The sequence below is a fragment of the Sphingobacterium olei genome, assembly GCF_005048855.1.
GTDB lineage: Bacteria > Bacteroidota > Bacteroidia > Sphingobacteriales > Sphingobacteriaceae > Sphingobacterium > Sphingobacterium olei.
The window spans coordinates 112,622-128,785 of the sequence record NZ_SUME01000008.1 but is presented as its reverse complement, the minus strand read 5'-3'; the positions used below and the strand labels follow the sequence as shown (position 1 = coordinate 128,785).

At 37.1% G+C, this 16,164-nt stretch carries 14 protein-coding genes; 11 read left to right on the top strand and 3 right to left on the bottom strand.

The window, feature by feature from the left end; genetic code table 11:
* Nucleotides 1-23 precede the first annotated feature (23 nt).
* From FAZ15_RS18070 to FAZ15_RS18030, 9 genes are all read left to right on the top strand, one after another.
* A complete protein-coding gene (locus FAZ15_RS18070; RefSeq protein ID WP_136902720.1) occupies nucleotides 24-1,331 on the top strand; it encodes an MFS transporter in 1,308 nt (435 codons plus the stop codon).
* Between the two features lie 6 nt (nucleotides 1,332-1,337).
* Nucleotides 1,338-2,072 carry a (Fe-S)-binding protein gene (locus FAZ15_RS18065; protein WP_136902719.1) on the top strand — a complete coding sequence of 245 codons (735 nt, stop codon included), beginning with the start codon at nucleotides 1,338-1,340 and terminating at the stop codon, nucleotides 2,070-2,072.
* A gap of 19 nt (nucleotides 2,073-2,091) precedes the next feature.
* Nucleotides 2,092-2,970: a sugar phosphate isomerase/epimerase family protein gene (locus FAZ15_RS18060; protein ID WP_136902718.1), complete on the top strand. Its 879-nt coding sequence runs from the start codon at nucleotides 2,092-2,094 to the stop codon at nucleotides 2,968-2,970.
* A 78-nt stretch (nucleotides 2,971-3,048) separates the two neighbouring features.
* The gene (locus tag FAZ15_RS18055) at nucleotides 3,049-3,858 is read left to right on the top strand and encodes a hypothetical protein (RefSeq protein ID WP_136902717.1); all 810 of its coding nucleotides are present in this window, start codon (nucleotides 3,049-3,051) and stop codon (nucleotides 3,856-3,858) included.
* Between the two features lie 114 nt (nucleotides 3,859-3,972).
* Nucleotides 3,973-5,568 (top strand): peptide MFS transporter, encoded by a 1,596-nt coding sequence (locus FAZ15_RS18050; RefSeq protein ID WP_136902716.1) that lies wholly within the window; start codon nucleotides 3,973-3,975, stop codon nucleotides 5,566-5,568.
* 205 nt (nucleotides 5,569-5,773) lie between these two features.
* On the top strand, nucleotides 5,774-7,555 hold the full coding sequence (locus FAZ15_RS18045) for a peptide MFS transporter (RefSeq protein ID WP_136902715.1): 1,782 nt from the start codon (nucleotides 5,774-5,776) through the stop codon (nucleotides 7,553-7,555).
* A gap of 89 nt (nucleotides 7,556-7,644) precedes the next feature.
* Nucleotides 7,645-8,373, top strand: a complete 729-nt coding sequence (locus FAZ15_RS18040) for a polyprenol monophosphomannose synthase (RefSeq protein WP_136902714.1) — start codon at nucleotides 7,645-7,647, stop codon at nucleotides 8,371-8,373.
* A gap of 11 nt (nucleotides 8,374-8,384) precedes the next feature.
* Nucleotides 8,385-9,407, top strand: coding sequence for a Holliday junction branch migration DNA helicase RuvB (gene ruvB, locus FAZ15_RS18035; RefSeq protein ID WP_136902713.1), 1,023 nt, complete (start codon nucleotides 8,385-8,387; stop codon nucleotides 9,405-9,407).
* A 13-nt stretch (nucleotides 9,408-9,420) separates the two neighbouring features.
* Nucleotides 9,421-10,182, top strand: coding sequence for a hypothetical protein (locus FAZ15_RS18030; protein WP_136902712.1), 762 nt, complete (start codon nucleotides 9,421-9,423; stop codon nucleotides 10,180-10,182).
* Here the strand turns inward: FAZ15_RS18030 and FAZ15_RS18025 are convergent.
* The 3 genes from FAZ15_RS18025 to FAZ15_RS18015 form a co-directional block, all read right to left on the bottom strand.
* Nucleotides 10,159-10,767, bottom strand: a complete 609-nt coding sequence (locus tag FAZ15_RS18025; RefSeq protein WP_136902711.1) for a hypothetical protein — start codon at nucleotides 10,765-10,767, stop codon at nucleotides 10,159-10,161. The two genes, FAZ15_RS18030 and FAZ15_RS18025, sit on opposite strands and share 24 nt — an antisense overlap.
* Nucleotides 10,718-13,207, bottom strand: a complete 2,490-nt coding sequence (locus FAZ15_RS18020) for a S9 family peptidase (protein ID WP_136902710.1) — start codon at nucleotides 13,205-13,207, stop codon at nucleotides 10,718-10,720. The genes FAZ15_RS18025 and FAZ15_RS18020 overlap by 50 nt, the downstream gene beginning before the upstream one ends.
* 86 nt (nucleotides 13,208-13,293) lie before the next feature.
* Nucleotides 13,294-14,712, bottom strand: coding sequence for an ATP-dependent DNA helicase (locus tag FAZ15_RS18015; protein WP_136902709.1), 1,419 nt, complete (start codon nucleotides 14,710-14,712; stop codon nucleotides 13,294-13,296).
* 91 nt (nucleotides 14,713-14,803) lie between these two features.
* Between FAZ15_RS18015 and FAZ15_RS18010 the strand changes: the two genes are divergently transcribed.
* Both FAZ15_RS18010 and FAZ15_RS18005 read left to right on the top strand, forming a co-directional pair.
* On the top strand, nucleotides 14,804-15,595 hold the full coding sequence (locus FAZ15_RS18010) for a DUF3822 family protein (protein WP_136902708.1): 792 nt from the start codon (nucleotides 14,804-14,806) through the stop codon (nucleotides 15,593-15,595).
* Nucleotides 15,586-16,122, top strand: a complete 537-nt coding sequence (locus tag FAZ15_RS18005; RefSeq protein ID WP_136902707.1) for an RsmD family RNA methyltransferase — start codon at nucleotides 15,586-15,588, stop codon at nucleotides 16,120-16,122. Before FAZ15_RS18010 ends, FAZ15_RS18005 begins: the two co-directional genes overlap by 10 nt.
* Nucleotides 16,123-16,164: the final 42 nt, after the last annotated feature.

Sequence of the window (16,164 nt, the reverse complement as noted above, 5' to 3'; positions counted from 1 at the left end):
ATCTTCGTCAATCAATAAAAAAAATGTTGGTTTTTAAAAAAAACGATAAAAAACTTGTACGTTCCTGGGCAATGTACGATTGGGCAAATTCGGCCTATAATCTTGTCATCACTTCTACGATATTTCCGGTCTATTATACGGCTATTACGACGACAAGAGAAAAAGGAGATATTGTAAGTTTTTTTGGTTTTGAGGTAATAAACACAGTCCTTTCCAATTATGCATTGGCAATCGCTTACTTAATTATGGCACTGGCGCTGCCTTTTTTGTCAGCTTACGCAGACTTAGGTGGTAAGAAAAAGTTTTTTATGAAGCTGTTTACTTATATAGGTGCTTTAGCCTGTATGGGACTGTTTTTTTTCAAACTTGAGACGTTGGAATTGAGTATTGTGTTTTTTGCGGTTGCCGCAATGGGTTATATCGGTGGTGTAGCCTTCAATAATTCATATCTTCCACTGATCGCTACTGTTGATCAACAGGACAGAGTAAGTGCGCAAGGATTCGCATACGGGTATGTAGGCTGCGTAACCCTTCAATTAATCTGTTTTGTATTTGTTTTTAAGCCGGAATGGTTTGGAATTATAGATGCTTCTTTCCCGGCGAGATTTTCATTTTTTCTTGTAGGATTGTGGTGGATGGTATTTGCACAGATACCGTTTGGCCATCTACCCGAATCGAAACCATTACTGGGTGATACGCAAGTCGTATTTTTTGACAAGGTGAAAAATGAGTTTAATCAGGTATTATCCGAGATAAAACAAATAGAACCTATTCGCCGCTTTTTACCGGCTTATTTCTTTAATGCTATGGGAGTACAGACGATTATGATTGTAGCGGCAGCTTTTGGTGAAAAGGTTTTGAATCTTGGAGCTACGAAGTTAATAGCAACAATTATATTGATTCAGTTAGTGGCGATTGCTGGAGCTTATCTAATGTCGAGCTTCGCTAAGCGCTACGGAAACATTAAGGTATTACTGGTGGTCGTTCTGATGTGGATTTTTATATGTATTTCCGCTTATTTTTTGAATAATGAATTCCAATTTTACGGTATTGCTTTTATGGTAGGATTAATGATGGGCGGGATTCAGGCTCTATCAAGGTCGACATATTCTAAACTCTTGCCACAAGATATGGAAGATACAACGGCATTTTTTAGTTTCTACGACGTCACGGAGAAGTTGGCGATTGTGTTTGGATTGTTTACTTTTGGTATCATTGAACAACTAACACACAATATTCGCAATTCAGCATTATTTCTTTCCATCTTTTTTTTAATAGGATTCGTTTTAATGTGGAGAGTATTAAAGTTTAACACATTATTGAAGAATTAGTGTCTTATGCATAAAAAAGTAGAGTTATTTATCCCATGCTTCATTGATCAATTGTATCCTGATACAGCTTTTAATACCGTGAAGTTATTGCAAAAGGCCGGTTGCGAAGTCATCTACAATAGTGAACAAACGTGCTGTGGGCAGCCGGCTTATAATGCTGGCTTTTGGGATGAGGCTAAGACTGTGGGGGCTAATTTCTTGAATAATTTTACCGAAAATAACTATATTGTATCACCTTCTGCCTCCTGCACAGGCATGGTGAAACACGGCTATAACGATCTATTTACCAATTCGATCGAACATAATAAGTGCAGGAGTGTGCAAAGAAATATCCATGAAATATCTGATTTTTTGGTAAATGTATTAAAAAAGGAATATTTTGGTGCTGAATTAGTGGGGACAGCAGTCTATCATGATTCTTGTTCTGGTTTACGGGAATGCAAGATAAAGGAAGAACCTAGAGTGTTGCTTTCACACGTCGGAGGACTTGAATTAGTAGAAATGCGAGATCAAGAAACCTGCTGTGGTTTTGGAGGAACGTTTGCTGTAAAGTTCGAGGGGATTTCTGCAGCGATGGCAGAGCAGAAAGTGAAAAATGCACAAGCTGTACATGCTGAATATATCATTTCTACGGATTCGTCCTGCTTGCTACAGCTCCAAGCATATATTGATAAACATAAAATTCCCATGAAAACAATGCATCTTGTGGATGTACTGACTTCAGGATGGGCAAATATTTAATATATAAATCTATAAAATAATGAATTCAAGAAGAAATTTTATTAAAAACCTAGGGTTGGCGACAGCGGGTGTAGTATTAATGCCACCATTAGAAGGTTTTGCGGCAAAAAAGAAATGGTTTGACATTTCGTTGGCTGAGTGGTCCTTACACCGTACGCTTCACAAAGGTGATTTGAAAAATATTGATTTTCCAGAATTTACAGCTAAGAATTTTGGTATTTACGGCGTGGAATACGTCAACTCTTTCTTTAAGGATAAAGCAAAAGATATGACATATCTGAAAGACTTGAATAACAGAGCAAAAGATAACGGGGTGAAAAATGTACTGATTATGGTAGATGGAGAAGGGGATCTAGGTCATGCAGATGCTCAAAAAAGAGCGCAAGCTGTAGAAAATCACTATAAATGGGTTGATGCTGCAAGTTTTTTGGGATGCACATCTATCCGGGTAAATGCAGCAGGTAGCGGGAGTCGTGAAGAAGTGGCAAAGCGGGCTGTTGAAAGCCTTTCTACGTTATCTAATTATAGCAAAAAAGCAAAGATCAATGTTATTGTTGAGAATCATGGTGGCATATCTTCTCATGGTGACTGGCTAGCTGATGTGTTGAAATCTGTTAACAATAAATACTGCGGTAGTCTACCTGATTTTGGTAATTTCTACGAATATGATCGTTATCAAGGTGTGACTGATCTAATGCCCTACGCAAAGGGGGTAAGTGCAAAAGCACATGATTTTGATAAAAACGGCAATGAAGTCAATATTGATTATGCAAAAATGATGAGAATTGTGAAAGATGCGGGCTATAAAGGTTTTGTAGGCATCGAATATGAAGGTGGTACTTTGAGTGAAATCGAAGGTATTAAAGCAACAAAAGCTTTATTAGAACGTTTTCAATAAAGTATGATCAGAAAAAGCTTACTTTGCATTTTTCTAACTTGTAATATACTTTCATCTTTTGGACAAAATACCCAAAAGATGAAAGTATGGCAAGATAGTTTGGTGAAGTTGGGTACTAAAATGTTTAAAAACTCCGCAGAACCCGAGCGGCTTGATAACAATTTCAAATTTGTGAAGACCTTAGTGTCCGCTTTAAAAGAACCAAACTCTTATTATTATTCTTTTGAGCAATTGAATATGATTGCGATTTTGTCGTCTCCCGACAATAACTTCAGGATATTCTCTTGGAATATCCCATTACAAGATGGTTCCTATCTTTATTATGGGACTATTCAACATAAAACAGCAAACGGCCAAATTAGCTTGACACCCTTATTTGATAAAACGTTTGAAATCAACGCTGTAGATAGTGCTGTTTTAAGTAGTGCAGAATGGTATGGAGCACAGTATTATGATATTGTTCCACTTGGTAAAAACCAATACGTATTATTGGGATGGAAGGGGCATCATGCCGAATATACTAAAAAAGTTATAGAAATATTAACGTTAAAAGGCGGCAATCACGTGGAGCTAGGAGCACCAATCTTTTTAGAAAATCCAAAAATAGCTAGACGAATATTTTCTTATACGCGGCAAGCCACTATGTATCTAAAATATAATAGGACATATAACAGAATTGAATTTGATAACCTGATACCCGCTGATCCCGGCCTCAAAGGAAATTTTAAGTATTATGGGCCAGATTTATCATACGATGCATATGAGGTTACTAAAGAAGGTAAATTAAAATTGCAGATGGATATTGAGGTTAACAATGTGGAAAGAGGAGATGAGGATAGGTACATTGACCCACAGAAACCAGACAAAAAGCGTAAAAGTGGACTTTGATAATGTAAATATTTTAAGATAATTGTTTTTTTAACCAAAATAGTCTTTTCTTTGCCTTGAAAAAATAAATGAGCCAATAGATTAACAGATAAATTATAATAAACAAATAGGTATATGGTTGAGCAACAAAATGATGAATCCTTAGTTAAGCATCTAGCAAAACAGGGGATTGATGACAAAATGGTAATGGGGCATCCCGCAAGTCTTTTTGTCTTATTTTTTACCGAAATGTGGGAGCGTTTTAGCTACTATGGAATGCGGGCTTTATTAGTGACTTTTTTGATTACCGAAATTGCAGATCATGGGTGGGAATGGACTAATGCGGAAGCAATGGAGCTTTACGGTTGGTATACGGGGTTGGTTTACGCGACGCCGTTATTAGGAGGAATGTTAGCGGATAGACTTACAGGATACAAAAAAGCCATATTGCTGGGAGCATTAACCATGACCTTGGGGCATGCTTCTATGGCATTAGAAGGTTTTAGTCAATATTTCTTTTATGCAGGTTTAGGTCTTATGATTTTAGGTAACGGTTTGTTTAAACCAAATATTTCTTCAATGGTGGGACAGTTGTATCCAGATAATAGTTCAAAAAAAGATGCGGGGTATACTATTTTCTATATGGGTATTAATGCTGGTGCATTTTTAGGTTCACTGCTCTGTGGTTATATTGGTGAAAAAATTGGATGGCATTATGGTTTTGGACTTGCAGGCGTATTTATGTTTTTTGGTATGCTTCAATTCTATTTCGGGCAAAAAATATTTGGAGTGATAGGTGATAAACCGAAAACAGAATCTGAAAAAATGGCTTATGAAAAGACAAATATAGGTGAAGAAAAAGTAGAAGAACTACCTGCTAATGTCGTGAGAGACCGGTTGATTGTTGTCAGTGTTTTGATAGTAGCGAGTATATTTTTCTTTTTGGCCTTTGAACAGGCTGGTGGATCTATGACGATTTTTGCTAAAAACTATACACAAAGAGTATTAGAAGGAAGTTCAGCGATTACTTTTAAGTGGGTAGATGCGATATTGACACTTTTCCCTATCTTAATTGTAACTTATGTGCTTACGAAGTTGGCGTCAAAAATTATTAAACAGTATCCTATAACTATCATTTTTACGACGGTTTCGTTCATTTCTATAGCAATTTTGGGATTTTGGAAAATTCATAGAGAATTTACTGCTATCGAAACCGAGGTAACAGTTGCTTGGTTTCAGATTTTAAATGCCTTCTTTATCGTGACATTAGCTTCGTCATTCAGTAAATTTTGGGAAAAAATTTGGAATCCGTCTGGTCCGGTAAAGTTTGCATTAGGACTTATTTTAGTGGGAGTAGGGTTTTTAGCGTTGTCATATGGCAGTATGAGTATTCCTCAGGGGGCCGCTACAGCTTCTGTGAGTATGGTCTGGCTAATATTAGCTTATTTTTTCCATACGACCGGTGAATTATGTGTTTCGCCTGTGGGCTTATCTTATATGAGCAAGCTTTCCCCTAAAAAATTTATAGGACTTATTTTTGGTTTTTGGTTTTTAGCTTCAGCTATTGCTAATAAATTGGCTGGATGGAGCGGAGGATTGATTGATAAGATTACTGAAATGTATTCTATGTCTACATTCTTTGTGATCATAGCAGCTTTACCTATCAGTGCGGCGCTACTGTTATTGCTTTTTAGTCCCGCGTTGAAGAAAATGATGCACGGTATTAATTAACCTAAGTTAATTTCAATAAAAAAGAGATTGTTTCATAGAATACAATCTCTTTTTTATTTGGGACTAGATGATCGAAAACAACACGATATTAGTAAATTGATAAATGCTTCTAAAGACATTCTTGTTATTCTTTGAATAAAATGTGGAGTTTTTGTTTCTTTGTGGCGTTAAAAAAATATTTCACAACTAGTACTTATAACGATATATGAATAGCGTAACGGAAAAATCCTTTGCTGCGGAATTAGCGAAGGAAGGAATAGACAATACTATGGTACTCGGTCATCCGTCTGGACTTTTCGTCTTGTTTTTTACCGAGATGTGGGAACGCTTTTCGTTTTACGGAATGCGTGTGCTTCTCATACAATTTTTAACGGCGGCGGTATTAGGATCGAATCCAGGCTGGGGTTGGTCCGCTGAAAGTGCAGCAGCATTGTATGGTACGTACGCTATGCTATTGTACATTACACCTATATTTGGAGGTATTGTAGCGGATAAATTCATCGGGTATAGATGGGCTGTAGTAATCGGATCTATTATTATGACGATAGGTCATGCCTTTATGGCTTTTGATACCCCATTATTTTTATATTTGGGCTTAGCGGCTTTAGTGATTGGTACGGGTTTTTTTAAACCCAATATGACATCCATTTTATCGGAGATGTATAAGAAATTTCCTCAGAAAAAAGATGGTGCTTATACAATATTTTATATGGGTGTAAATGCTGGCGCTTTTTTCGGAATGATGCTTTGTGGATATCTGGCAGAAAAGATCGGCTGGCATTGGGGATTTGGATTAGCAGGCGTTTTTATGCTTTTGGGTACGCTACAATTTTGGCTAGCAAAACCGCTGTTTGGCAATGTGGGAGATGTTCCAAAAAGAGGAGTAGAAGGTGAGGAGAATAAGGCCGCACGATATGAGTCTGGGGAGAAGCCTAATCCTTTTACGACTTTTGACATGATCTTGATTATTATGGTAACGACGTTGGGTTTAGGCTACGCCTTTAACGATCCGCTTAGTCAAATTGCTCACATTAATCTTTTTTCTACCTTAAGCATGGGCTCGCTTTCCGGTCAAAATGTTGTGGGATTATTAGCACTGGCCCTATTTTTTATTGTCGTCATAAAACGTTTGACAAATTACACTAAAATAGTTAGGGACCGCTTGATCGCTGTTATTATCTTTGCGCTTTTCGTTGTTTTTTTCTGGATGGCATTTGAACAAGGAGCGTCTTCCTTAGTACTATTTGCCCGTGATAACGTAGATCGCGAATTAATAGGTAATACAAAAATTATATTCAATGTTATTAACTCGCTACTAACTGTAGTGCCGTTGATCATTATTACGTATGTATTGGTCCTACTTGGAAAGGGGACGTTTAAGAAAGCATTATGGTCTAATGTAGTTTTAGCAGTGTGTTTCTTGGGAATTTGGGGGATAGCTATTTGGATGTTAGAACGTGAGTTGACTGCAGAAACCTCGGAGATTACAGTGTCTTTTTTTAGTACACTTAATTCGTTTTTTATCATTGCATTAGCTTCGCTTGTCTCGAAAGTTTGGGATTCGAAATACAATCCACCCGCCTCGGTAAAGTATGGACTCGGTTTGATTATTATGGCTTTGGGTTTTGGATGTTTATTTATCGGGACACATGGCATTGCAGAAGGGGTTCGCGTAAGTTTTATCTGGTTAGTTTTAGCATATTTGTTTCATACATTAGGTGAGCTATGTTTATCGCCCGTAGGACTGTCTTACGTTAGTAAATTAGTCCCTGCGCGAATGATTGGTTTTATGTTTGGTATGTGGTATTTAGCTGTCGCGATAGGCAACAAATTTGCTGCTATTTTAGGCGGACAAATTGAAAATATCACAAAAGAATATTCATTGTCGATGTTCTTTTTAATATTTACTATTGTGCCAAGTGCAGCCGGTCTAATTATTATGGCATTGCATCCCTTGATAAAGAAGTTGATGCATGGTGTAAAATAATGAAGTTTTTTAGTCGACATGGTTATGAAGTTTAGCTAACTTGCATATCAAATCAAGTTTGTCTAAGTTTGCAACTTAATATTTAAATAGTGACGGATAGCGTAGTAATTATTCCAACATACAATGAAATTGATAATATCGAAAATATCATTCGTAAAGTTTTTTCATTAACCGTTAATTTTCATATCCTAGTCGTTGACGACGGTTCTCCAGATGGAACGGCTGAAGTGGTGAAAAAACTCATGAAATCGGATTATGTGGGTAGATTGTTTATTGAAGAACGGAAAGGAAAATTAGGTCTAGGTACTGCGTACATCCATGGGTTCAAATGGTCTCTTAACCGAGATTATACCTATGTTTTTGAAATGGATGCGGATTTCAGTCATAATCCTGAGGATTTAATCCGACTGCGACAAGCGGCTCTTGATGGTGCTGATATGGTGATAGGATCTCGCTATATTAAAGGAGTTAATGTAGTGAATTGGCCTATGAGCCGTGTTTTGATGTCATATTTTGCTTCAGTATATGTACGTATGGTTACGCGGGTAAACATTCAGGATGCTACAGCAGGTTTTGTTTGTTTCAACAGAAAAGTATTGGAGAAAATAAAATTGGAAGAAATTCGTTTTGTAGGATATGCCTTTCAGATTGAGATGAAATTTAAAGCCGTACAATACGGATTTAATGTTTTAGAAATTCCTATCATCTTTACTGATCGTACCTTGGGTGTTTCTAAAATGAGTACAAAGATATTCAGGGAAGCTTTTTGGGGTGTAATACAATTGAAATTAAACAGTTTATTCAAAAAGTATAAATAACTAAACTATTAATGAACGAGAATCTTGATCCCAATCCAGAACGTCTAAATCCTACCGAGAAAGAATTGGAAAGAGTTTTGCGACCGCAAAATTTTGAGGATTTCACTGGACAGGCCAAGATTTTGGAAAACCTTTCTATTTTCGTAAAAGCTGCGAAATTACGTGGCGAAGCACTCGACCATGTACTACTACACGGTCCTCCAGGATTGGGGAAAACAACACTATCCTACATTATTGCTAATGAGATGGGGGTGGGAATCAAAATTACTTCAGGCCCAGTTTTAGACAAACCCGGAGATTTAGCGGGATTGCTCACTAATTTAGAGGAAGGAGATATTTTGTTTATCGACGAAATACACCGTTTATCACCTGTTGTAGAGGAATATCTGTATTCTGCAATGGAGGATTTTAAAATCGATATTATGCTGGAGACCGGGCCAAATGCCAGATCGGTACAGATCTCTTTGAATCCGTTTACTTTGGTAGGTGCCACTACGCGTTCAGGTTTACTTACGGCTCCACTAAGAGCCCGATTTGGTATTAATTCGAGACTTCAGTACTATGATGCAAAATTGTTGACTACTATCGTACTTCGGTCATCAAGTATTCTAAATACAGCAATCAGTGAAGAAGGTGCTTACGAAATTGCCAGAAGAAGTCGGGGAACCCCTCGGATTGCGAATGCTTTGTTACGTCGAACACGTGATTTCGCACAAATTAAGGGAAATGGAAGTATTGATAAAGCAATTGCACAGTATGCATTGAATGCCTTAAATGTCGATGAACATGGATTGGATGAAATGGATAATCGCATCCTGTCTACCATTATAGATAAATTTAAGGGGGGGCCTGTAGGACTGAAAACTATAGCTACAGCCGTAGGTGAAGATGAAGGGACAATAGAGGAAGTATATGAGCCTTTTTTGATTCAAGAGGGGTATATCATGCGTACCTCAAGAGGACGAGAATGTACTGAAGCTGCATATAGGCACTTAGGGAAAAACAATTATAGTAAAGGAAACACACTTTTTTAAAGTTAAGACTATTATGAGATACCTTTTATTTGCAATTTTGTTGTTAAATTTATCAGTTACCAATGCCCAATTAGATTGTCCGGTTCCTTACGCTACGAATAAAGGAGATCAAAAATATCATATTACAACGGGAATCGGATTGACTAAATTGTATGGCGATATGGATAAATCCGGTACTATGGGAACCGCATTTTTTTTGAAATTTGATTATAGGTTATTAACGGGACTTCATGTCGGTATAGAAGCACAATTAGGTAGCTTAGAAGCAGTTTCTTCCATTGTAGACGAACGGTATGTAACAAACAATTATTATTCGGGAGGCATTTTTGTAACTGCTTATCCTTATGATTTGATTGTCAATAGTAAATCTTCTTATAATTATTCGTTTAAGAATAGGTTGTTGAGTGGCATTTATGTAGGCTTGGGAGTTTCGGGAATACGTAATTCTTATAAAGAAGGTGATATTTACCGCGATCCGAATTTACTTTATACCTATGGCCCAATTGCATATTATGATGAAAATGGTCTTCCGGTTTTTAAAGAGAAAATAAATTCGCTGCTGTTTCCTGCTGTTAATGCCGGCTTGGCATTACCTATTAATAAACATACCACGCGTACGGGCAGGTATTGGAGCGCTGTACTGAATGCGCAATTTAATTTTGCAAATAATGAATTGCTGGACGGTTATATCCCATATGACCAAAACAGTCAACGCATTCAAGGACGTAATGATATGTACACTTTTTATTCTTTAGGTGTTCGTTATTCTTTTTAACTTTTTTAAGATACGATTTCCTCTGCTTTTAATAGCGGGAGTTGGATTTTCTGAAATACAAATATGTAACTGCGCAGTCAATTCCTCTTTAATCCAATCTTCATCGTTTTCTAAGTAAAATAGGATATCAAAACAGTTCGCTTTTACGGCTATGGGGCAAGTTAAATCAAGTAAACAGGCAAATGTCTTTTCCAAAATAACTTTACGTTGATCATATGCTGGGGAAGTCGATTTATTTTTAGAAGATAAGATCCACATGACTAATTTAGTATACGAGCGGAGGCAGCTCCAGTTGTTCGTTTGAATGTAAGCATCTATAACGCGCTGTGTATAGTCTGTAAAGTAATGAGGTTCTCTTAAAAATATGGTCTCTATAATCCATGCAGCTCGGAAGGCAATTTGCTTATCGTCGGCTTGTAATGACAGGGAAAATAGTCCATCCAACGGATACAACTCAAAAATGGAGGAAGAGACTTCCGAAACCCTAATTTTTAGTAAGGTTTCAGAAATCTCTTCGTAATTCTTGAGATCCGTGTTAGTTCTTAAGGGGTTTATCACGATTAACTTCCATAAGGTCAACTTCATTTTGTTTAGACTCTCCTAAAAGATGTTCACTAAAGTAATCAGCCATTTTCCAAAAGAAGTATTCAGTCATATCACCGAACGCATGACGCTGCCCTGGTAATAACACAAAATCAAAACGTTTGTTTGCTTTGATCAACGCTTCTACCATTCGGATTGAGTTTGCAGGATGCACGTTGTTGTCAATATCTCCCGTCACGATCAATAGCTTACCTTTTAAGTTTTTAGCTAAGTCTGTGTTTTTTTGTATTTGGTAGTTAAACGTCGTATCTCCTTTTTCTGTAATAGATTCCTGAACCCCATGGTGTCGTTCACTCCACCATCTATTATAAATATTGTTCTCATGATTACCTGCACCTGAAACAGCTACTTTGAAAAAATCTGGATAAACAAGCATCGCCGCTGTTGACATAAATCCGCCTCCGGAATGTCCTGTAATACCTACTTTGTCGATATCAATGAAATTATGACGTGCAGCCAGCTGTTCTGCAACCACTTTTTTGTCTTCTAATCCATAGTCCCGTAGGTTTCCATATCCATAGGTATGATACCATTTAGAACGGGCCGGATGTCCGCCACGGTTACCAACGGAGACAACAATAAAACCCATCTGTGAAAGACGATCGATACGATCCATACTTCTTCCAAAACTTTTGTTTACTGCTTCCGTCTGAGGACCTGGGTATACATATTCAATGATTGGATAAGTCTTAGTGGAGTCGAAATCATACGGTTTATATAATACACCATAGAGATCTGTAATACCATCGCCCGCTTTTACTTTGAATGTTTCAGGGAATTGATATCCGGCGGCAAAAAGCTGAGTCAGATCAGCCTCTTCTAGTTTCATGATTAATTGACCAGAAGCATTATATAAGTTGGATACCGGTACGGTATTCACACGGGAAAAGTTATCGATAATAAAAGCTCCGCTTTCACTTACGTCTACTTGATGATCATAATCTCCCGGTGTTAATAACTTTATACTTGATCCATTTTTGTTTATCGCATAGTAATAGGAATAATAAGGATCAATGTTTTTCTCACGCCCGTTGGCCTTGAAATATAAAGTGCCTGTTGATTCGTTGTATGAAGTTAATTCCTGGCAATGGAACTCACCTTTGGTAATTTGTCCCAGTAGTTTTCCCTGTATATCATACAGGTAAAAATGACCCCATCCATCCCGTTGAGACCAATGGATAAATTGACTGCCATTATGAATAAGGGTCGGTTTTTGAATATCAAGGTATACGTTTGCGCGTTCCTCGACTAATGTGCGTACACTTCCATCGATACCTACTGCAAGTAGATCGATGCGTTTTAAATCCCGGCTAGAACGGGCGATATAAAATTCTTTGTCATTACCCAACCAATAGTTGATATAATGTTTGCCGTTTAAATTTTCTTTTTTTCTGTCTTTAGACCAAAGGCTTAGTGTCTGATTTTTGAATCCATAGACTGGAATCTGCTTCGGTTTTAGCGAAGCCGTATCGAAAAGATGAAGTTCGACTTCGGTAGAATCAGTTTCTCCCGGCATTAGATACTTATAGGTCTCCAAGGTTGGTCTTTTTCCGCCAACATTATTTATAACCCAAAGCGCAGGGTTATTTCTGTTGTCTTTTCGAGTCAGAACGAAATACTTACCGTTGGGACTCCAATTCAATCGTACGGGTTTTCTTTTCTTCAATTCTTCATCTTCCGTTTTTTTGTCTCCACTTGTAATACTGTATTCATCTCCGCCCCAGGCATAATATTGTATACCATCCGTCGTGAATTGATTTTCTACAATTGTAGAGTCTTTTTCATCCTGGATCGCTTTTTTATAGTTAGCATAGTCCATCCAGTATAGATTATAGTTTTTAGCGTAATATACGCGTGAGGTGTCCGGATTAAAGGTAGCCCAATACGGTTTGGCTTTTTCTTTAGTGGTATCGCTGAGTTCTTTTAAATCTTTGGAAATAAGGTTGTATTCGAAGAAAAAAGTTTTTTTCTTTATCGTGTCCTTTTTATTGGTTAGTTTTTTAATCTCTTCCTTACTCTTTACCGTATCTTTTGTACTGGGAACTTCGAAACGGATTAAATTTTCGTCATCCATGAACCGCAGGTTATTTAGAGTCAAGTGCTGTGCATCAAAGGGATTTCGAACGATTGAAGTGATCCTCGCCGCCATTTCGGCATGGTCAAAAAGTTCGGATTTCTGACGAGATTTAGGATCGACTAAGTACCATTTTTTGCCTGAAGATGTGGTGTATTCATACCAAAATTTGTCTCCATAATTTATCCAATTGGGCCTTACCTCGGTAGAAAAAATCATGGTACGAAGTTTTGAAGGAGAGAATTTAGAGGCCAATTGATAATTAGGTTTTACCTGTTTGCTCGTCTCTTGCGCATATAAAAAGGAAATGCAACAGGTGAGGAGTATTCCTAAGATGTAATTCTTCATGTAATGTTGATAATAATTGACAACGAAATTATCTTTTTTTAATAAGAAACGACAGTAGTAAGTGTAATATTTTTGATAGCAATTTTCTAATAAAATTTTTCATTAAAATTGACCAAAAATAATTCTTGTGTGGCACGCGTAACGGCAGTATATAGCCACCTTAAAAATTCTGTATTCAACATGTCATCGATTAAATAGCCTTGATCTATAAATACGAGTGGCCATTGACCGCCCTGTGCTTTATGGCAGGTAATAGCATAAGCAAATTTGATTTGAAGCGCATTATAATATGGGTCTTTTTTAATCGCTTCGAGACGATCTTTTTTCGATCCAAAATCTTCGTAATCTTTGGCTATACTTTCATACAGTTGCTGTTGTAGATCATAAGGTAATTGAGGCGCATCAACGTGAAGACTATCGAGCAGAACGCGACAACGAATCGCGTCCCCCTCGTTATTATCCAAGAATTCTAAATAGAGATCAGCAAAGCGGAATCCATGCATGTCGTGTATATTGCTAATTTTTCGAATAACTGCCATATCTCCATTTGCGATAAATCCGGTGTGATTTTCATCATGTTGCTGCAACCAATAATAATTATTGCGCACGATCATGATTAAGTCGCCGCCAGTAACTTCTTCCTCTCTAGATAGTATTTGATTCCTGATATGCTTATTATAAAGATTCGCAGACTTATTCGATCGACAGATGACCATACAATTTTCAATTCCGTGTTTATCGTAGCCGTAGTGTAATCCCTCAATCAATCGTTCGCCAGTCATTCTATAAACATCTTTGAATCCGGCTGTTATGAATTTTGGAAAACTGTAAGTCGCATTGCTTTCGTCCAGTTTTATCTCATTCCGGATCTTAGTGGCATTAAAAAGTATTCCCGAGTTTTTTGCCTGTCGTACCACATCCGTCATTTCATAACTAAAAGTCTGAAGACCGAATTCCTGATTGATATAGTCTGAATTTAACGCAGGACTGTTTTCTAATCCAACAGGCGGTAACTGGGCCGTATCTCCTACAAAAATGATTACACAGTTCTCTCCGGAACGAACATAAGAGATTAAATCGTGTAAGAGACCATTCGAAAAAATATTTATTCCCTCATTCGAGATCATGGATGCTTCATCAATAATGAATAATGTATTTTGATGTCGATTTTCAGCGATCGAAAAATCCATTTGTAGTGTAGCGGCGGACTTTTTGCGGTATATTTTTTTGTGGACAGTCAAAGCATTACGCCCCGAATAGGCGCCCATCACTTTAGCGGCTCTTCCTGTAGGAGCAAGAAGAACAGCTCTTTTTTGTAGCTTAGGGAGCGTTTTTACCAATGAACTAATGATAGTAGTCTTTCCGGTACCTGCATAACCTTTTAAGATAAAGCAAGTGCTTTCCGAAAAAGTATGTAGAAACTCTCCTAGCAGAGAAAACACTTCTTCTTGTTGTATAGTAGGTTTCCATGAAAACTCTTGAATGAGAAGATTTTTAATATACACGTCCAAAGTTATTTAAAAGGTTTGTCAATTCAATTGTAAAAGCTAATTTTGTTGTCAAAGCTTGGCGTAATCTGCTAAATAATATTATTCAATGAACTACACATCAGAAGAATTTCATATTCACTATATTTCCTCTTATACGCTATTTGTGAATAGTGACTATGCGTACGACCATTTGGTGGTTGTAGATGAGCAAAAGAATGTTTTGGTTTTCATGAAGTATGCAACAACGAAACCCTCTACCGACGCCATGAAAATATTGAGCCTGCCTTTCCAACATATTTTTGTGACACTTCCACATCAAAGTCTTGTTTTGATACCAACCGACGTATTCCAACATGAAGAGAAAGATATCTATGCGGATTATTTTATAGACCAGAATACGGACCATACTTACATAAGAAATTTATCTTTAGGTATTACAGCGCTATATCAATATGATTTATTATTATATAATAGATGGAAGAATCTTTTTTCGGAAGCTCATTTTATTCCATCGTTTGAAGTAATTATACGGCAGGCGCAATCAAATATTCCTATTCAGGGTGAGACTTTAGGCGTTCATATTTATGATAGTCAGGCAGATTTATTTTTATATATAGACGGCGTTTTGCAGTTGTATAATACATTTGAAGTGCAGACAGTTGACGATTTGAGTTACTTTATGTTAAGTATATTCAAAAACTTTGGCTTAACGAATAAAATTCAACGCATTCTATTGAGTGGAGCGAATGAAGAGTCAGAGTGGGGAGAGCGACTATCTAAGTATACGGAGGATTTAGAAGTAATAAAAGCTAAATCAAAATGGATAACCACTAGTGATGATGTAAAAAATCATATACTTGATTTGAACATCTTAATAGATAGTCAATTATGCGTATAATCGGAGGTAAATTAGGAGGAATCCGACTTAATCCGCCAACTAATCTGCCCGTGCGGCCAACTACTGATATCGCAAAAGAAGCTTTATTTAATATTTTGTTGAATCTAATGGATATTGATGGGATAACATGTTTGGATTTATTTTGTGGCACGGGAAATATTTCTTTCGAACTCGCCTCTCGTGGAGCTATCCATGTCGATGCGATAGATATACACAGTAAATGCCTTTTTTATATTAAGGATACCTGTGAAAAGCATCAGATCGAAACTATTTATACACGCAAAGCGGACGTGTTTAAGTACATTACTTCCTGTAAAAAAAGCTATGATTTAATCTTTGCGGATCCACCATATGATATTGACCGCTTACCACAACTACCCGAAATAATTCTGAACAACAATTTACTGAATCCAGGAGGTATTCTTGTCGTGGAACATCCTTCTATGCGTAGAATGGCTATGCATCCTGCTTTTATAGAAACGCGAAAATACGGATACTCGTCTTTTAGCTTTTACAAACAAAAATAATGAATAATCGAGCTTGCGAGCTCACAAAGCAACTATAAATAC